The organism is Agromyces terreus (genome assembly GCF_009749465.1).
Lineage (GTDB): Bacteria > Actinomycetota > Actinomycetes > Actinomycetales > Microbacteriaceae > Agromyces > Agromyces terreus.
In genome coordinates this window covers 206,920-225,704 of sequence record NZ_WBIS01000001.1, presented here as the reverse complement: position 1 = coordinate 225,704, position 18,785 = coordinate 206,920, and the positions used below count along the sequence as shown (strand labels likewise).

Below are 18,785 nucleotides of genomic sequence, written 5' to 3'. Positions count from 1 at the left end.
CATCCCATCACGCGCCTGCGACACACGACAGGGGGTTGCGCCCGACATACGATGGAGGGCTGATGACCGCGCCTTCGCCGATCCCCGTGATCACGTATCCCCCCGAGCTGCCCGTCTCCGGGCAGCGCGAGGAGATCGCGCGCGCCCTGCGCGAGCACCAGGTCGTCATCGTCGCCGGCGCGACCGGGTCGGGCAAGACCACGCAGCTGCCGAAGATCTGCCTCGAGCTCGGCCGGGAGTCGATCGCGCACACGCAGCCGCGTCGCATCGCGGCCCGCACCATCGCCGAGCGCATCAGCGACGAGCTGGGCGTCGAGCTCGGCGGGCTCGTCGGCTACCAGGTGCGCTTCACCGACCAGGTGAGCGACGCCACGCGCATCAAGGTGATGACCGACGGCATCCTGCTGAACGAGATCCACCGCGACCGCGACCTCCGCAAGTACGACACGATCATCATCGACGAGGCGCACGAACGCAGCCTCAACATCGACTTCCTGCTCGGGTACCTGAAGCGCCTGCTCCCCCGCCGCCCCGATCTCAAGGTGATCGTCACGAGCGCGACGATCGATCCCGAGAGCTTCGCGCGGCACTTCGCGAGCGAGACGGATGCCGCGGGCGCGCCGCTGCCCGAACCCGTGCCCGCCCCCGTGATCGAGGTGTCGGGGCGCACGTACCCCGTCGAGGTGCGGTACCGGCCGCTCGTGGCGGAGGGTCTCGAGACGCGTCCTCCTTCGTCGGGCGCTCCTCGACCGGCGGAGGACAGCGACGACGAGGGCGCCGCAGCCGACGACAAAGACGTGCAGCGCGGCATCCTCGACGCCCTCGACGAACTCGACCGCGAGTCATCCGGCGACGTGCTCGTGTTCCTCTCGGGTGAGGGCGAGATCCGCGACGCCGAGGCCGCGGTGCGCGCGCACTACGGGGTTTCGACAGGCTCAACCGGCAGACGAGGCGAGACCGAGGTGCTGCCGCTCTACGGCCGGCTCTCCTCGGCCGACCAGCACCGGGTGTTCGAGCCCTCGAGGGTCGCGGGCCTGCGCCGACGCGTCGTGCTCGCCACGAACGTCGCCGAGACGAGCCTGACCGTGCCCGGCATCCGCTACGTCGTCGACGCCGGCACGGCGCGCATCAGCCGCTACTCGGTGCGCTCGAAGGTGCAGCGCCTGCCGATCGAGGCGATCTCGCAGGCCTCGGCGAACCAGCGCTCCGGCCGGTCGGGGCGCACGAGCGACGGCATCGCGATCCGCCTCTACTCCGAAGACGACTTCGAGCGCCGCCCCGAGTACACCGACCCCGAGATCCTGCGCACGAACCTCGCGGCCGTCATCCTGCAGATGGCCTCGCTCGGTCTCGGCCCGATCGAGGAGTTCCCGTTCCTGACCCCGCCCGACGGGCGCGGCATCCGCGACGGCCTCGATCTGCTGCGCGAGCTCGGCGCCCTCGAGGACGACCGCGGCGACCGGGCCGGACGAGCGGATCGGGCAGGGCGAGCGGATGCCGCGGCCGCACGCGGTCCCCAGCTCACCCGCATCGGGCGCCAGCTGTCGCGGCTGCCGATCGAGCCCCGCTTCGCGCGCATGGTGCTGGAGTCCAAGACGCAGGGCGTCTCGCGCGAGGTGCTCGCGATCGTCGCCGGACTCACCGTCCAGGACCCGCGGGAGCGCCCGCTCGAGCGGCGCGAGCAGGCCGACCAGTTCCACGCCCGGTTCGTCGATCCGACGAGCGACTTCCTCAGCCTGCTGAACCTCTGGAACCACCTCGAGGCCAAGCAGCGCGAGCTCTCGGGCAGCGCCTTTCGGCGCATGTGCAAGAGCGAGTACCTCAACTACCTGCGTGTGCGCGAGTGGCAGGATCTGGTGCGCCAGCTCGTGCGGCTCGCGAAGCCGCTCGGGCTCCACGTCGCGAAGGAGGCGGGCGAGCCCAACGGCGACGGCATCCACCGGGCGCTGCTCGCAGGCCTGCTCTCGCACATCGGCCTGCGCGACGACAGCAAGACCTCGAGCGGGCGCGGCGGCGCCGGCTCGGCTCGCGAGTCCGAGCGCAAGGGACGCCGCCAACAGGCCGAGTTCGTCGGCGCGCGCAACGCGAGGTTCGTGGTGTTCCCCGGATCCGCGCTCGCGAAGAAGCCGCCGGCCGCGATCATGAGCGCCGAGCTCGTCGAGACGAGCCGGCTCTTCGCCCGCACGAACGCGGCCATCGATCCGGCGTGGGCCGAGCAGCTCGCCGGTCCGCTCGCCAAGCGCTCGTTCAGCGAGCCGCGCTGGGAGCGCCGCCAGGGTTCGGCCGTCGCCGACGAGAAGGTGACGCTCTTCGGGGTGCCGATCGTCGCGAAGCGCCGCATCCTGCTCGGCCGCGTCGACCCGGCGCTCGCGCACGAGCTGTTCATCCGGCATGCGCTGGTCGAGGGCGACTGGGACTCCGACCGGCTCGACCGCCGCGTGTTCGGCTTCCTGCGGGCGAACGCGGCGCTCCGCCGCGAGCTCGGCGAAGTCGAGGAGCGCACACGCCGCCGCGACCTCCTCGTCGGCGACGAGACCGTCGTGCGCTTCTACGAGGCGCGGGTGCCGGCGGATGTCTCGGACACCCGTTCCTTCGAGCGCTGGTGGCGAGGCGAGCACCGCAGCCGCCCCGACCTGCTCACCATGACGCGCGCCGACCTGCTCGACGAGGACGCCGTGGCCGACACGGGCGACGCGTTCCCCGACCGCTGGCGGCAGGGCGACCAGACGTACTCGCTGTCGTACCGGTTCGAACCGGGCACCGAGGACGACGGCGTCACGGTGGTCGTGCCGATCGTGCTGCTGCCGCGCATCAGCGCCGCCGGCTTCGACTGGCAGGTGCCAGGCCTCCGCGACGAGCTCATCACCGCGCTGCTGCGCACCCTGCCGAAGGTCATCCGCCGTCAGGTCGTGCCGGCCGCCGAGTGGGCCGCGAAGATCGCCGCCGAACTGCCCGCGGGCCCCGAGGGCGGTGAAGATCGCGACCCGTTCCCGCTCGCCGTCGGACGCATCATCCGCGCGCTCACCTACGCGACCGTCGACCCCTCCGACTTCGACCTCGAACGCGTGCCGCCGCACCTTCGCGTCACCTACCGTGCGGTCGACGAGCGCGGCCGCACCCTCGGCGCCTCGAAGGACCTCGGCGCCCTGCAGGCCTCGCTCGCCGACCGCACGCGCGAGGCCGTCGCGAAGGCGGTGACCTCGATCCCGGATGCCGGTGGCCGCCGTGACGCCGCCGGTCGAGGAGGCCGCCCCGACGCCGCCGGTCGAGGAGGCCGCCCCGACCCCGCCGGTCGAGGACGCCGCCCGTGGCCGTCTCGAGACCACTCCGACGCACCCCCCGCCGCCGCAAACCCCGCCCTCGCCGAGCGCTCGGGCATCACCGCCTGGGAGTGGGACGATCTGCCCGCGCACCTCGACACCCGGCAGGCGGGCAACGTGATCCGCGCGTATCCCGCGCTCGTCGACGAGAAGGCGGGGGTCGCGCTGCGACTCCTCGCCACGGCGGAGGAACGCGACCGCGCGTCGCGCCGCGGCATCCGTCGTCTGCTCGTGCTCGCCACCCCCACGCCCGTGGCGTACGTGCAGGAGCACCTCTCGAACGAGGAGAAGCTCGCGCTCGCCACGAGCAGCTACCCCGGAACGCGCGCCCTGCTCGACGACTGCGTCGCGGCCTGCGTCGACGCCGAGCTCCGAGCCCGCCACCCCGACGGCCTGCTGCGCACGCGCGCCGAGTTCGAGGCCGTGCGCGACGCGGTCGCGGCGTCGATCGTGGACCGCATGTTCGCGACCGTGGCGCTCGTGGCCCGTATCCTGCGCACGGCGCGCGAGGTCGACCGGGCGATCGCGAAGGCGTCGAACATCCAGCTCATGTCGGCCCTCGGCGACGCGCGCGCGCAGCTCGAGGGACTCGTGCCGGCGGGATTCGTCTCGGCGACGGGCCTCGAGCGGCTGCGGCACCTGCCCCGCTACCTCGACGCGCTCGTCGCACGCCTCGGCAAACTCGTCGAGAACCCTGGTCGCGACCGCCAGGCGATGAACCAGTTCGAGCCGTCGCTCGAGGCGTTCGAGGCGGCCGGCGGCCGGATCCCGATCGACCCCGAGGCGCCCGAACGGCTCGTGCGCGTGCGCTGGATGCTCGAGGAGCTGCGCGTCAGCCTCTTCGCGCAGGAGCTGCGCACCGCCGAGCCCGTCTCGCCGCAGCGCATCGCGAAGGCGCTCGCCGCCTGAACCGGTCGGCGCGACGCCGGTCGAGGAGCGGCGCCGGTCGAGGAGCGACGCCGGTCGAGGAGCGACGAAGGAGCGTCTCGAGACCCGCGAACCCGCCCGCCCGAAGGTCTCGAGACGGCGCTGACGCGCCTCCTCGACCGGCATCCGCCCGCGGCATCCCATCGATAGAGTGGTGCCACCGTGGGAAGCTACACCGACCTTCTGAAAACCTCGGGCGTCGCTCGCATCATCGCCGCCCAGCTCACTGCGCGCTTCCCGTCGGGCATGCTCTCGCTCGCGTTCCTGCTGCACGTCGAACGCGAGACCGGCTCCTACGGCTCGGCCGGCCTCGTGCTCGCCGCGACCTCGATCGGCCAGGCCATCGCGGGCCCCCTCACGAGCCGGCTGATGGGCCGCCTCGGCATGCGCCCCGTGCTCATCATGACGACCGCCGTGTGTGTGGCGGGCATCGTCTCGATCGGCGTGCTCCCGCTGACGGTGCCCCTCTACATGCTCGTCGGGTTCATCACCGGGCTGGCCACGCCGCCCGTGCAGCCGGCGGTGCGCACGATCTACCCGAAGATGGTCAACTCCCGCCAGCTCACCCCGCTGTTCTCGCTCGACGCCTCGGCGCAGGAGATCATCTGGGTCGTCGGCCCCGTGATCACGACCCTCGTCGCGACCCAGGTCGGCACCGTGTGGGCGATCATGCTCGCCGCGGCGCTCATGGTCGTCGGCGGCGCGTGGTTCATCAGCTCGCCCGAGCTCGGCCGGGTCCGCATCCCCCGCTCCAAACGCAAGTTCGGCGTCGTGCTCGCGCGCCCGGCCGTGCTGCTCGCGACCGTCGTCGGGTTCCTGCTCATCGGCGCATGTGCTGCGGTCGAGGCGGGCGTGGTCGCCGTGTTCGGCCACGACGGGCCCGAAGCCGGCATCGTGCTCGCGATCTTCTCGGTCGGCAGTCTCGCGGGCGGCCTGCTCTTCGGCCACATCCCGATCGGCCCGTGGGCGACCGCGCGCCGCATGTTCATCGTCTTCGCCGGCATGGCGCTCGCCGCGTTCGTCATGGACTTCTGGTGGCTCTCGGTCACGCTCTTCGTCGCGGGCATCGGCATCGCCCCGGCACTGGCGGTGCTCTTCTCGATCGTCTCGTCGAGCGTCAAGTTCTCCGACACGGCCGAGGCCTACGGCTGGGTCGGCACCGGGCAGCTCATCGGGGCGGCGCTCGGTTCGGCCCTCGCGGGCTTCTCCATCGACGGGTACGGCGCGCAGGGCGCCTTCTGGATCGCCGCCGGATTCGCGCTCGTCGGCGTGCTCGTGCCGACGTTCGGCCGGCGCTGGCACCCCGACCTGCGCGGGCGCGACGCGAGCCCGATCCCCGACACCGAACCCGTCCCGTTGCAACCGAGCTGATCGGAAACGCCTTGACCGACGCACCGCTCCCCCTCGCTCCGAGCCTCGACCTCGCCGACGGCGCCCGCATCCCGCAGCTCGGCTTCGGGCTCTACAAAGTGCCCAGGGCGGATGCCGCGGGGCTCGCGCTCTCGGCGATCGACGCCGGCTACCGGCACCTCGACACGGCGGCGTTCTACGAGAACGAGGCCGAGGTCGGGCAGGCGGTGCGAGAGACGGATGTCGCGCGCGACGAGCTCTTCGTGACGAGCAAGGTCTGGAAGGACGACAACGGGTACGACCGGACGCTCCGCGCGTTCGACGCGTCGATGGGCAGGTTCGGGCTCGAGTCGCTCGACCTGTACCTCATCCATTGGCCGGTGCCGTCGACCGACTGGTACGTCGACACGTGGCGGGCGCTCGTGCGGCTGCAGGCCGAGGGTCGCGTGCGCTCGATCGGCGTCTCGAACTTCCACGTGCACCACGTCGACCGCATCGTCGCCGCGACCGGCGTGGCCCCCGTCGTCAACCAGGTCGAGCTGCACCCGTGGCTGCCGCAACGCGAACTGCGCGCCGATCACGCGGCACGCGGCATCCGGGTCGAGGCCTGGTCGCCCCTCGCCCGCGGACGCGTGCTCGACGACCCGACGCTCGCCCGTCTGGCTGCGAAGCATGAGCGCTCGCCCGCGCAGATCGTGCTGCGCTGGCACGTGCAGCAGGGCGTCGTCGCGATCCCGAAGGCGTCCTCGCCGCAGCGCCAGCGCGAGAACCTCGACGTGTTCGGCTTCGCGCTCGACGACGACGACCTCGCCGCGATCGCCGCCCTCGAGAGCGGCGAGCGCACCGGCCGCGACCCCGACCTCGACTGACGGCTCCGCCCCTGGCCGCGCCGCCGGCGCGCGGGGCCGACGCGCCCGCGGGCGGCACGGGGCCGACGCACCCGCGATCCGCGACGTGCGACCCGCGTCTCACGACCCGCGTCGATCCGGAATTCAGGAGATCGGGCCCAACGGCACCTACTGGCGGCGCATGCCGCAGGATCTCCTGAATTCCGCGATCGAGGGTTGGCAGGGAGGCGGCCGAACGAGTGGCCCGCGCCGTTCGTTGGGGCCGTTCGACGACTCACAGCCAACCGGAATCCGATCGTGACCGCACTCCCAGCCGGGCCCCAGACATCGGCATCCGGCCCGGCCGTAACGTGAGCGCATGAGAGCCTCGCAGCGCAGCAACCGCCCGGGAGTCGAGCGTCAACAGCACCCCGCATCGGAGGTCGGCGACCACCGGCATCCGCTCTCCAGACGTCGAAACGTCGTCGTCCCGCTCGCCGGCGCGGCGCTGCTGGTCGCCATGCTGGCCGGATGCAGCGCCGGCGGCTCGGCGATGTCGGAGCAGGCACCGGCGGCCGGCGGCTCGGCCGACGGGTCGGCGCCCCGGCCGCTCTCGGGCGAGGTCGCGCTCTCGGACGGGGCGGCGCCCGATGCCGCCGAGGGCGCTGATGCCGAAGGGACCGACGTCGAGCGCAGCGTCGTCACGACAGGCGACGTGTACGTCACGGTCGACGACCCGGTCGAGGCCGCGGCCGACGCCGTGCTGATCGCGGAGCAGGCCGGCGGACGGGTCGACCACCGCACCGAGAACCCCGGCAGCGAGGTCGAGCCCGCGTGGGCGTCGCTCACGCTGCGCATCCCCGCCGACCACCTCGACGCCGTGCTCGACGACCTGCGCGAGCTCGGCGATGTCACCTCGGTCTCGATGGACGCCTCGGATGTCACGCAGCAGCATCAGGACCTCGACGCGCGCATCACCGCGCTGAAGACCTCCGTCGGGCGCATGACCGCGCTGCTCGCAGAGGCGAAGGACCTCGGCGACCTGATCGCGATCGAGTCCGAGCTCACGAGCCGGCAGGGCGAGCTCGACGGACTCGTGCAGCAGCGCGAACAGCTCGACGACCGGATCGCGTACTCGACGCTCTCGGTCGGATTCGCGACGGTCGACGTCGCGCCCGCCCCGGCGCCCGACGGCTTCTGGGGCGGCCTCGTCGCCGGATGGAACGGCCTGCTGCTGTTCCTCGGATGGCTGGGCCTCGCGGTCGGCGTGATCCTGCCGTGGGTGGTCGCGGGGCTCGCGGTCGCGGCGATCGTCGTCGCCATCGTGCGGCTCGCGCGGCGCCGCGACGATCGCCCTCCCGCCGACCCCGGCGACCCGGGCGCGGCCCCCGGAGCCGATGGCGGCGCTCAGGAGGCGCCCGTCGCGCCGGCCCACGACCCCGCGACGCGGGCGTAGTCTGGCGGCGTGACCGCGACCTCCGATGCTCCCGACACCGTGACCCCCGAGGCCCTGCTCGACGACGAGCTGCTCGAGCGCTTCCGCGAACGGGCCGCACGCTACGACCGCGAGAACGCGTTCTTCGACGAGGACCTCGCCGAGCTCCGCGAGATCGGCTACCCGCGCGCACTCGTGCCGGTGGCGCACGGCGGACTCGGCTGGGGCCTCGACGACGCCGTGCGCGGCCAGATGCGACTCGCGGGCGCCGCGCCGGCGACGGCCCTCGCGGTGAACATGCACCTCGTGTGGACGGCGGTCGCGAAGATCCTCGCCGACCGCGGCGACGACGCGCTCGCGTTCCTCCAGCGGGAGGCGGGCGCCGGCGAGGTGTTCGGGTTCGGCATCAGCGAGGCCGGCAACGACCTCATGCTGTTCGGCTCGCGCACCGTGGCAGATCCGCAGCCGGGCGGCGGCTACCGCTACTCGGGCCGCAAGATCTTCACCTCGCTCTCGCCCGCCTGGACCCGGCTCGGCACGATGGGCCTCGACGAGACCTCGGCGGATGCCCCGAAGCTCGTCTACGGCTTCATCGACCGCGAGGACCCGGACGTGAAGATCCTCGACGACTGGAACACGCTCGGCATGCGCGCCAGCCAGAGCCGCACGACCGTGCTCGACGGCGCGTACGCCGCGCCCGACCGCATCGTGCGCCGCCTCGACCCGGGCCCGAACGCCGATCCGCTCGTGTTCGGCATCTTCGCGAGCTTCGAACTGCTGCTCGCCTCGGTCTACGCGGGCATCGGCGCGCGGGCGCTCGACCTCGCCGTCGCCGCCGCGCACCGACGCACCTCGATGAAGGCGGGCGGTGCGCCGTACGCGCACGATCCCGACATCCGCTGGCGCATCGCGGATGCCGCGCTCGCGCAGGACGCCCTCGAACCCCAACTGCTCGCGATCGCCCGCGACCTCGACGGGCTCGTCGACCACGGGTCGAAGTGGTTCGCCAAGCTCGTGGGCGTGAAGATCCGCTCGACCGAGACCGCGAAGCAGGTCGTCGACCAGGCCGTGCGGGTGTCGGGCGGGTCGAGCTACTTCGCGGGGTCCGAGATCGGGCGGCTGTACCGCGACGTGCTCGCGGGCGTGTTCCACCCGTCCGACGACGAGTCGGCGCACGCGACCGTCGCGAACGCGTGGCTCGGACCCGTGCCCGAGTGACCCCTCGAACGCGCGGCATCCGCCCGGGGCATCCGCTCGCTAGACTGGCGGGGTCAGCGGCGGCCGGGAGCCGCCAGATCTTGGGAGTTGAGGCATGACCGGCATCGCGTTCATCATTTCGATGGCCATCTTCGTCTTCGGCATGTGGCTGATGGGCAACGCCACGCACATCGCCGGGTTCGAGGCGATCGTCTTCTTCGCCGGCATCCTCTGCGTCGCGATCGCGGTCGCGATCCCGATGAACGTCCTCGGTCGCAGCGACAAGGCCTGAGCCCGAGCGATGACGCTGCCGACCCAGGACACCCGCGTCACCTACCCCGTCGGCGAACTCGTGCAGCCCGCACGGGTGCTGCACGTCGAGCCGGTCGACGGGCGACTCGTGGTCGTCACCGACGTCACCAGCTTCCACCCCGTCGACGCCGCCTGGCCCGACCAGCCGGCCGACACGGGTGTCATCGAGGCGCACGGCGTGAGCCTCACCGTGCATGAGGCCGTCGTCGCGGCCACCGACGGCGCAGCGCTCCATCTCGGCGCCGACATCCCGGTGCGCAAGGGCACCGAGGGCTGGTCGTTCGCGGTCGCCCACCTCGTCGACGGCGACGCCGCGATCGCCGAAGGCGACCCGGTCGCGATCACGGCGGATGCCTCGGCGCGGCGCGCCCTCTCCCTCGGGCACACGGCCTGCCACGCGGCATCCCTCGCCCTGAACCTCGCCCTCGCGTCGCGCTGGTCGAAGCCCGCACGCCCCGACGCGCTCGGCAACCCCGACTTCGACGGCATCGCCATCACCTCGAGCCGCATCGAGCCCGGCGGTTCGCTCGACCGCTACCGGCTCAACAAGTCGCTCCGTCGCGCCGGGTTCGACGTCGCGGGCCTCCTCGAGGCAGACCTCGACGGCCTCGCCCGAACCGTGGGCTCGACCGTGCAGGACTGGGTCTTCGCGAACGCGGCGGTCCGCATCGACCGCGACGGCGACGGTCTCACCGACCGCCGCACCTGGGTCGCCGAGCTGCCCGTCGGCACGGCGGCGATTCCGTGCGGCGGAACCCATGCCGACTCGCTCGGCGAGCTCGGCGACGCCCGGGTGGCCCTGCAGCTCGTCGACGACGCCGGCACGCCCGTGCTCGAGATGCGCACCGGCGTCACGGTCTGACGACCCGGCGCACGGCCTGACGGCGCACGGCGCGCCCGACGCACCCCGCGCACGCCCGGCCGGGCGGGTCAGGACGGCGGCGGCCCCGGCGGGGTTACGATATCCGCTGTGGGTATTCGCATCGAAAAGGTCGACCTGCCGGGCATCGGCGTGCGTCACGACCTCATCACCGAAGGCGGGCGGCGCATCAGCGTGGTCTCGCACCGAGACGGCGAGCGCGACCTCGGCGTCTTCGACCGCGACGACCCCGATGCCTGCCGCGATTCGGTGCAGCTGAACGACGACGAGGCGGCGGCGCTCGCCGACGTGCTCGGCGCCTCGGTCATGCTGAGCCGTCTCACGAGCCTCAGCGACGAGACGGCCGGCCTCTACACCGAGCAGATCGCCCTGCCGACCGACTCGCCGTACCTGAACCGCACGCTCGGCGACACGAAGGCGCGCACCCGCACGCATGCCTCGATCGTGGCGATCGTGCGCGACGGCGCCATCATCCCCTCCCCGACGCCGTCCGAGAACCTGCGGGCGGGCGACGTCATCGTCGTCGTCGGAACACGCGAAGGACTCGACGGAGTAGCCAAGCTGCTCGCCAACGGCCCCGACTGATCGCCGGGCGCCGCCGATGCACGACACCACGCTGCTGCTGATCGAAGTCGGCGCCCTCCTGCTCGTGATGAGCCTCGCCGGGCGTCTCGCCGCGCGCATCGGCATGTCGCCCATCCCGTTCTACCTCGTCATCGGCCTCGCGTTCGGCGAGGGCGGCATCGTGCCGCTCGACGCGAGCGCGGAGTTCCTGGAGGCCGGCTCCGAGATCGGCGTGATCCTGCTGCTCGCACTGCTCGGACTCGAGTACACCGCGAACGAGCTCTTCGACAGCCTGAAGTCCACGCGCGCCGCCGGACTGCTCGACGCGCTGCTGAACGCCGTGCCGGGCGCCCTCGTGGCGCTCATGCTCGGATGGGGGCCGCTCGCCGCGGTCGCGCTGGCCGGCGTCACCTGGGTCTCCTCCTCCGGCGTCGTCGCCATGCTGCTGCGCGACCTCGGCCGACTGTCGAACCGCGAGACGCCGGCCATCCTCGGGGTGCTCGTGATCGAGGACCTCGCGATGGCCTTCTACCTGCCGGTGCTCTCCGCGCTCGCGGTCGGCGCGACGTTCCTCCAGGGCGCCGTGGGCGTGGGCATCGCGGTCGGCGTGGTCTGCATCATCCTGTTCGTGGCCCTGCGGCACGGGCATCTCGTCTCGCGCCTGTTCCCGGCCGACCAGTACGAGCCGCTGCTGCTCGGCGTGCTCGGGCTCACGATGCTCGTCGCCGGGCTCGCCGCGCAGGTGAACGTGTCGTCGGCGGTCGGCGCGTTCCTCGTCGGCATCGCGCTCTCGGGCCGGGTCGCGGCGAACGCGAGCCGGGTGCTGACTCCGCTCCGCGACCTGTTCGCGGCGACGTTCTTCGTGTTCTTCGGCATCACGTCCGACTCGTCCGAGCTGTGGCCGATGGTGCTGCCGGCCGCGCTGCTGGCCGTCGTGACCATCGCCACGAAGGCCGTGACCGGTGCCTTCGCCGCCCGCAGGGCCGGGGTCGGCACGCTCGGTCAGTGGCGCGCGGGCTTCACGCTCGCGCCTCGCGGAGAGTTCTCGATCGTCATCGCGGGCATCGCCGTCGCGTCGGGCGCGGCGCCCGGACTCGCGCCGCTCGCCACCGCGTACGTGCTCATCACGATCATCGCCGGCACGTTCCTGGCGAGGGTTCCGGATGCCGCGTGGTTCCGCGCGATCGTCCGGCGCCGAGCCGATCGAGTCGCTGCCGCCGCCCGGAGCTGAGCGGCGCTACGCCCGATCGTGCGGCTCGACCGCGGCATCCGCCCGGTCCTGCGCGGCGAGCGCTCGCGAGGCCTCGAGATCGGCGTCCACGTCGTCGTCGGCCGCGAGCAGCTCGCGCACGCGCGGCACGACCTGTGTGGCGTACCGTTCGATGCTGCCCATGATCGCCTCGTGCGAGAGCCCGCCGTTCGAGACCTTGAGGTCGAAACGGGTCGCGCCGGTGACGCGGAGCGCGTCGGCGATGCGGTGCGCGACGCGCTCGGGCTCGCCCGCGTAGAGCGCGCCGCCGGCGGCCTCGCCCTCGAAGTGTCCTCGGCTCGTCGGCCCCCACCCGCGCTCGGCGCCGATCTTGTCCATCATCGCCCGGTAGTGCGGCCAGAGCGTGTCGAGCGCCTCGTCGTGGGTGTCGGCGATGAAGCCGGGCGAGTGCATCGCGATGGGCTGGGGCGCCTTGCCGAACTGCTCGAGCGCGCGGCGGTACAGGTCGGCGAGGGGTGCGAAGCGGGCCGCGCTGCCGCCGATGATCGCGAGCACGAGCGGGAGCCCGTAGTGCGCGGCCCTGATGACGGACTCGGGGCTTCCGCCGACGCCGATCCAGGTCTTCAGGGTTCCGTGCTCGACGGGCGGGAAGACGAGCTGGTCCTCGAGCGCGGGGCGCAGTTCGCCCGACCAGGTGACCGGCTCCTGGGTCAGGAGCGCCGCGAACAGGTTGAGCTTCTCCTCGAAGAGCTCCTGGTACTGGTTCAGGTCGTAGCCGAACAGGGGGAACGACTCGATGAACGAACCGCGACCGAGGATCACCTCGGCGCGCCCGTTCGAGATCCCGTCGAGCGTCGCGAAGCGCTGGAACACCCGCACCGGGTCGTCGCTGCTCAGCACGGTGACCGCGGAACCGAGACGGATGCGCTCGGTGCGGGACGCGATCGCGGCGAGCACGACCTCGGGCGCCGAGACGGCGAACTCGTGCCGGTGGTGCTCGCCCACGCCGAAGAAGTCGAGCCCGAGCCGGTCGGCGAGCACGCCCTCCTCGACGACGTTGCGCAGCACCTGGGCGTGCGTCAGCCTCGTGCCGTCGGCGTCGAGGGTGACGTCGCCGAACGTGTCGACGCCGAACTCGTACTGGGTCATCGTGCTCCGCCTCTTCGTTCGCGATTCGCATGCGTTCGCATGTGTTCGCATGTGTTCGCACTGGTTGAACCGCCCTCGGGTCGACCCTATTCCCCGACGCGGGAATGCGGCATCCGCTCGGCCCGTTGCATCCAGGCGGGTGAGAATGGAGGCATGCACGTGGCAGAACGGCCGACGATCGGCATCTTCGGAGCGGGCAAGGTGGGCACCGCGCTCGCCCGGCTCCTCGTCGGCGCGGGCTACGACGTCGTCATGACCGGTTCGCCTCGGCAGACCGCGCTCGCACTGCTCGTCTCGGTGGTGGCTCCCGGCGCACGCGTCGCCACGCCCGAAGAGCTCGTCGAGCAGGCCGACGTCGTCATCCTGTCCGTGCCGTTCGGCAAGGCCGCGACGCTGCCGTGGCCGGCCTTCGACGGCCGAATCGTCGTCGACGCCATGAACTACTGGCCGCCGGTCGACGGCCACATCCGCGAGGTCGATGACGACGAGCGTTCGACGAGCGAGATCATGGCCGCCCGCAACCCCGCTGCGCGGGTCGTGAAGTCGCTCAACCACGTCGGCTACCACGAGATGGAGGACGACAGCATGGATGCCGGCTCGCCGCTGCGTCGCGCCATGGCCGTCGTCGGCGACGACGCAGAGGCCCGCACCGTGCTCGCCGGCATCATCGACGATCTCGGCTTCGACCCCGTCGACGGCGGCCCGATCGCCAACGGCCGGGCACTCGAGCCCGGGCACCCCGCCTTCGGCCGCGAGCTGGGCGCCGCAGAACTCGCCGCACTCCTGACGCCGAGCGAGGACCTCGCGGCCTGAGCCGGCCCGAACCGCCGGCCGCGCGGGCGGCCCGCGGCACGCGGCATCCGCTGCTCGACGTACGCTGGTTCGCATGCCCGAAACCCCCACCGTCCGCCCGGGCGCGCCCGAGCGCCTCTCCCGCATGGTGCGGCTCGCGACCGTGTCGGCCGAGCTCGACGAGCGCGGCATGGCCGACTTCGACGCGTTCCGCGACCTGCTCGCCGAGCTCTACCCGCTCGTGCACGAGCACCTCGAGTTCGAGCAGCCGCATCCGCTCGGCCTGCTGTTCCGCTGGGCGGGCACGGGCGATGCCGACCCCCTCGTGCTCATGGCGCACTACGACGTCGTGCCGGCGCTCGAGGCCGACGGCTGGACGTTCCCGCCGTTCGAGGGCCGCATCCACGACGGCTCGGTGTGGGGTCGCGGCACGCTCGACGACAAGGGCCCCATGCTGGTGCTGCTCGAGGCGGTCGAGAACCTGCTCGCCGACGGGTTCGTGCCGGCGCGCGACGTGTACCTCTCGTTCGGCGGCAACGAGGAGGACCACGGCAGCGCGGGCCGCGCGATCGCCGACCTGTTCCAGGAGCGGGGCATCACGCCCTGGCTCGTGCTCGACGAGGGCGGCGCCGTCGTCACCGCGCCGTTGCCGTTCATCTCCGCCCAGGCGGCCATGGTCGGCGTCGGCGAGAAGGGCCTCGTCTCGCTGAAGCTCGAGGCGACGAGCAAGGGCGGCCACGCCTCCGCCCCGCCGAAGGCCACCCCGACCGATCGGGTCGCGCGCGCCGTGCATCGGCTGCACCCGAACCCGTTCCCGAAGCGCGTCCCCGTCTCGGCGCGGGCGATGCTGCGCAGCTTCACCCCGCACACCTCCGGCGCGAACCGGCTGCTGCTGCGCGCGCTGACCGCGATGCCGTGGCTCACCGCTCGGGTCTTCGCCCGGCTGGGCGGCGAGCCGGCGGCGATCGTGCACACCACGGTCGCGACGACCATGCTCTCGGGCGGCACCGCGCACAACGTGCTGCCGTCGCAGGCGGCGGCCGTGCTGAACCTTCGCATCGCGCCGGGCGAGACCGTCGAGGGCACCGCCGAGAGGGTGCGCCGCGTCATCCGCGACCGCGAGGTCACGGTGACCGTGCTCGACGGCAACGACCCCTCCCCCGAGTCCGACGTCGGCTCCCCCGCGTTCCAGGCGATCGAGGCCGCCGTCGCCGCCTCGTACCCCGAGGCGATCACCGCGCCGTACCTGGTCATGGCCGCGACCGACTCGCGCTGGTTCCACCGGTTCGCGCCGTCCGTGTTCCGCTTCGCCCCGCTCGCGATGAGCGCCGCCCAGCGCGCCGCGATCCACGGCGTCGACGAGTCCGTCACGTTCGACAGCCTCGAGCGCGGCGAGCGCTTCCACCGGTCGCTCATCGAAGGGCTGCCGGCTTCCGACCCGAGATGAGCCGAGCGGATGCCGCGGTGCGGGCGTGATCGAAGCGTGATCCGGGTGTGATCGAAGCGTGATCTGCCGGCGGCCCCGACGGCCCTCGGGCGCCCCGACGAGGGCTTAGGGTGATTCCACCCCAACCCGAAGGAGTCCCGATGTCGCGTGCCACGAGGCTCGGCCCGGTCGCCGCGATCGTCGGATTCCTCGCGTTCGTCGAGTTCACGAGCGGCATCATCCAGGGCTACTACACGCCGCTGCTCACCGACATCGCGCGCAACCTCGGCATCCACGACGCCGACGTGAACTGGCTCGAGGGCACCCAGCTCATGCTGTCGGCGCTCGTGGTGCCCGCGTTCGCGAAGCTCGGCGACATGGTCGGACACAAGCGCATGCTCGTGTGGTCTACGGCGATCACGGCGATCGCGTCGATCTCGCTGGCGTTCACCGACCAGTTCTGGGTGTTCCTCGTCGCCTGGGCCCTGCAGGGCTTCTACGTGGTGTGGCTCCCCCTCGAGATCGCGCTCATCTGGTCTCGCAGCCGCGGCTCGGCCCATCCCGCGGCGATGACCCGCACGGCCGCCGGCCTGCTCGTCGCCGCCCTCGAGCTCGGCGCCATCGCCGGCGCGCTGTCGGCGGGCGCGCTCGCCGAGGTGCTGCCGATGACCGCGCTCCTCCTGGTGCCGGCGGTCGCGGTCACCGTGTGCTTCTTCGTCGTGCTCTTCGGCGTGAAGGAGTCGCCCGACCTCACGGGCGGCCGGCTCGACACCGGCGGGCTCGTGCTCATCTCGCTCTCCCTCCTGGCGCTCACGGGCGGTCTCAGCTTCATGCGCCTGAACGGGCCGGCAGACCTCTTGAGCTGGGCGCTCGTCGTGCTCGGCGTGCTGCTCGTCTGGCCGTTCGCCCGCTACGAGCTGCGGCACCCCGACCCGCTCATCGACGTGCGCATGTTCCGCTCGCCGATGCTGTGGCCGGTGTTCCTCACCGCGGGCCTCTTCGGCGTCAGCGTGCTCGGCGCGCAGGCCCCGCTCTCGACGTTCGCGCGCACCGACCCGAGCGCCGTGGGGTACGGCCTGGGCGCCACGAGCTTCCAGACGTCGCTGCTCATCGGCTCGTACGTGCTGTCGATGGTCGTCGGCGCGATGCTGTTCCCGGTCTTCGCCAGAAGGTTCACGCCGCGGGTCACGCTCATCGGCGCGAGCTCCATGGTCGCCGTGGGCTTCCTGCTCTTCCTGCCGTTCCACGACGGGTACGGACAGGTGCTCGCCAACATGATCATCGTGGGCCTCGGTTCCGGCGCGCTCGTGGCCGCGCTCCCCGCCGCCGCGGCGGCCGCGGCCCCGCCCACGCAGACGGGCGTGGCGACGGGCCTGACGAACTCGGTGAAGACCGTCGGCGGCGCGATCGCCTCCTGCGTGTTCGGCATCGCCCTGCTCGGCAGCGCGGGCGAGGCAGTGCACGGCACCGCGGGCTCCTTCGCGGGCTACATGACCGTCTGGCTCATCTGCGGCGTCACCGCCGCGGTCGCCGCGGGCCTGCTCGCGCTCGTGCCGAAGCTCGCGTTCTCCGATCCGGTCGACGCCGAGCCGCCGGCCGATCCGACGACGGGCGGCGGCGACGTCGGGGCATCCGCCGCCGTGCGCTGAGGCCGGGCCTCACCCCTCGTCGGCGTCCGACGCCCGTCGACGGCGCGACCCGAGGTCGGCGACGCCGATGCCGAACGCGATCGCGACGAGCACGGCGACGGCGAGCATCCCGTACGCGTAGGCGTGGTGGTAGACCGTGAGGTCGGGGTCGCCGCCCGACTCCCGGAAGATCGTCGAGTAGAACAGCGAGAGCGTGACCGCGGTGCCGATGGCCGTGCCGATGCGCTGCCCGAGCTGGCCGACCGACCCGGCGAGGCCTCCCTCGCGCACGGGGATGTCCATGAGCGTCAGCGTCTGGTTCGGCGAGACCACAAGCCCGCCGCCGGCACCCGCGATCGCCATCGCGCCGGCCATCGCCCACGGCGTCACGGCGGCGGGAGTCATGATCGCGAGCAGGACGAGCAGGCCGATACCGCAGAGCAGCAGCACGAGGCCCCAGACCACGAGCGGGCGGCCGATGCGGTTCACGAGGTTGCCGCCGATCCACGAGCTGAGCGCGCTGACCAGCGCGAACCCGATGCTCACCATGCCCGCGAACACCGCCTCGAGGCCGAGCCCGTCCTGCAGGTAGAGCGTGGTGAGCAGGAACATCGACGGCATCGCGGCGAAGTACACGCTCGCGAGCGAGATGCCGTTGCGGAACGACGCCGTGCGGAACAGCTCGAGCGGCACGAGGGGCGATCGGCCGGATGCCGCGTAGCGGCGCTCCCACGCGAGGAACGCGGTGATCGCCAGCACGAAGACGACGAGCACCCACCACCGCGCGGGGTTGTCGCTCGGGGAGCCCGTGGTGAACAGGAACGGCCACATGAGCGAGATCACCGTCACGGCGAACAGGATGAGCCCCACCGGGTCGAGCGAGAGCGGCTCGCCCGACGGTCGGCGCGTCACGGGCAGGAACCAGATCGCGAGCACGAGGGCGACGACCACCAGCGGCACGTTGATGAGGAAAATGCCGCGCCAGCCGTCGGTCGGCCCGCCGACGGCGATCATGAGTCCGCCGAGCGTCGGCCCGAACGCGGTCGCGAGGCCGATGACGGCCCCGAAGAGCCCGAACGCCTTGCCCCGCTCGGGGCCGCGGAAGAGCTCCTGGATCATGCCCATGACCTGCGGCATCTGGATGCCGGCCGCGACGCCCTGGAGCAGGCGTGCGACGAGCAGCACGGTGATGTTCGGCGCGAGGGCCGCGACGAGGCTCGTGACGAGGAACAGGCTGAGTCCCACGACGAACAGGGTCTTCCGCGACCGCTGGTCGCCGATGCGACCCGCCGGCACGAGCGCCAGGCCGAAGGTCAGCACGTAGCCCGCGACGATGAGCTGCAACTGCGTCGGCGATGCGTCGAACGCGGACTCGATCGACGGCAGCCCGACGTTCACCTTCGAGAGATCGAGGATGGTGAGCGCGGCGACGCCGACGCAGATCCAGTAGGCGCGCCACCGGTGCCCCTCCGAGACGGGGAGCGATCGGGTGGCCGGCTGCTGCGTCATCCACGCCAGACTATGCGGTCGGCGGCGGATGCGGTCCGGCCTGGGCCGGGGAATGCCCCGATTCGCGATCGAAGGCGAACTCGCCCGAAAACGAGAGAAGCGCCCGCGAGGGGCGCTTCTCTGCCGTGGTGGTGGACCCAGGGGGATTCGAACCCCCGACCTTCTCATTGCGAACGAGACGCGCTACCAACTGCGCCATGGGCCCGAGCGAGTACGAGCCTATCATCTCCGAACGGGTGGTTCGGACCATCGGATGCCG

14 protein-coding genes and 1 tRNA gene are annotated in these 18,785 nt (G+C 72.3%); 12 read left to right on the top strand and 3 right to left on the bottom strand.

What is annotated here, in order from left to right; all coding sequences use genetic code 11:
* The first annotated feature begins 62 nt into the window (after positions 1-62).
* From hrpA to GQQ92_RS00950, 9 genes are all read left to right on the top strand, one after another.
* Positions 63-4,229, top strand: coding sequence for an ATP-dependent RNA helicase HrpA (gene hrpA, locus GQQ92_RS00985; protein ID WP_156997378.1), 4,167 nt, complete (start codon positions 63-65; stop codon positions 4,227-4,229).
* A 180-nt stretch (positions 4,230-4,409) separates the two neighbouring features.
* A complete protein-coding gene (locus GQQ92_RS00980) occupies positions 4,410-5,618 on the top strand; it encodes an MFS transporter (protein ID WP_156997377.1) in 1,209 nt (402 codons plus the stop codon).
* Positions 5,619-5,629: 11 nt separating this feature from the next.
* Positions 5,630-6,466, top strand: coding sequence for an aldo/keto reductase (locus GQQ92_RS00975; protein WP_156997376.1), 837 nt, complete (start codon positions 5,630-5,632; stop codon positions 6,464-6,466).
* Positions 6,467-6,803: 337 nt separating this feature from the next.
* Positions 6,804-7,880 carry a DUF4349 domain-containing protein gene (locus GQQ92_RS00970; RefSeq protein WP_156997375.1) on the top strand — a complete coding sequence of 359 codons (1,077 nt, stop codon included), beginning with the start codon at positions 6,804-6,806 and terminating at the stop codon, positions 7,878-7,880.
* Between the two features lie 39 nt (positions 7,881-7,919).
* The gene (locus GQQ92_RS00965; RefSeq protein ID WP_156998104.1) at positions 7,920-9,077 is read left to right on the top strand and encodes an acyl-CoA dehydrogenase family protein; all 1,158 of its coding nucleotides are present in this window, start codon (positions 7,920-7,922) and stop codon (positions 9,075-9,077) included.
* Positions 9,078-9,171: 94 nt separating this feature from the next.
* Entirely contained in the window at positions 9,172-9,348 is a 177-nt protein-coding gene (locus GQQ92_RS16455) for a hypothetical protein (RefSeq protein WP_197738020.1), read from the top strand.
* 9 nt (positions 9,349-9,357) lie between these two features.
* Positions 9,358-10,230, top strand: coding sequence for a metal-dependent hydrolase (locus GQQ92_RS00960; protein ID WP_156997374.1), 873 nt, complete (start codon positions 9,358-9,360; stop codon positions 10,228-10,230).
* 108 nt (positions 10,231-10,338) lie between these two features.
* Entirely contained in the window at positions 10,339-10,833 is a 495-nt protein-coding gene (locus GQQ92_RS00955) for a cation:proton antiporter regulatory subunit (protein ID WP_156997373.1), read from the top strand.
* A gap of 16 nt (positions 10,834-10,849) precedes the next feature.
* On the top strand, positions 10,850-12,043 hold the full coding sequence (locus GQQ92_RS00950) for a cation:proton antiporter (protein WP_156997372.1): 1,194 nt from the start codon (positions 10,850-10,852) through the stop codon (positions 12,041-12,043).
* Between the two features lie 6 nt (positions 12,044-12,049).
* On the opposite strand, the gene GQQ92_RS00945 is transcribed toward GQQ92_RS00950, so the two are convergent.
* Complete coding sequence (locus GQQ92_RS00945) at positions 12,050-13,171, bottom strand: LLM class flavin-dependent oxidoreductase (protein WP_156997371.1); 1,122 nt, start codon at positions 13,169-13,171, stop codon at positions 12,050-12,052.
* 153 nt (positions 13,172-13,324) lie between these two features.
* On the opposite strand from GQQ92_RS00945, the gene GQQ92_RS00940 reads away from it, so the two are divergent.
* The 3 genes from GQQ92_RS00940 to GQQ92_RS00930 all read left to right on the top strand — a co-directional run bounded on the left by GQQ92_RS00940 (position 13,325) and on the right by GQQ92_RS00930 (position 17,038).
* Positions 13,325-13,984: an NADPH-dependent F420 reductase gene (locus GQQ92_RS00940; RefSeq protein WP_197738019.1), complete on the top strand. Its 660-nt coding sequence runs from the start codon at positions 13,325-13,327 to the stop codon at positions 13,982-13,984.
* A 73-nt stretch (positions 13,985-14,057) separates the two neighbouring features.
* Positions 14,058-15,410, top strand: coding sequence for a M20/M25/M40 family metallo-hydrolase (locus GQQ92_RS00935; protein ID WP_156997369.1), 1,353 nt, complete (start codon positions 14,058-14,060; stop codon positions 15,408-15,410).
* 140 nt (positions 15,411-15,550) lie between these two features.
* On the top strand, positions 15,551-17,038 hold the full coding sequence (locus tag GQQ92_RS00930) for an MFS transporter (RefSeq protein ID WP_156997368.1): 1,488 nt from the start codon (positions 15,551-15,553) through the stop codon (positions 17,036-17,038).
* A 9-nt stretch (positions 17,039-17,047) separates the two neighbouring features.
* Here GQQ92_RS00930 and GQQ92_RS00925 read toward each other — a convergent pair whose 3' ends face one another.
* Together GQQ92_RS00925 and GQQ92_RS00920 are read right to left on the bottom strand one after the other, a co-directional pair.
* On the bottom strand, positions 17,048-18,526 hold the full coding sequence (locus GQQ92_RS00925; protein WP_156997367.1) for an MFS transporter: 1,479 nt from the start codon (positions 18,524-18,526) through the stop codon (positions 17,048-17,050).
* A 129-nt stretch (positions 18,527-18,655) separates the two neighbouring features.
* Positions 18,656-18,731, bottom strand: a tRNA-Ala gene (locus GQQ92_RS00920).
* Positions 18,732-18,785 lie beyond the last annotated feature (54 nt).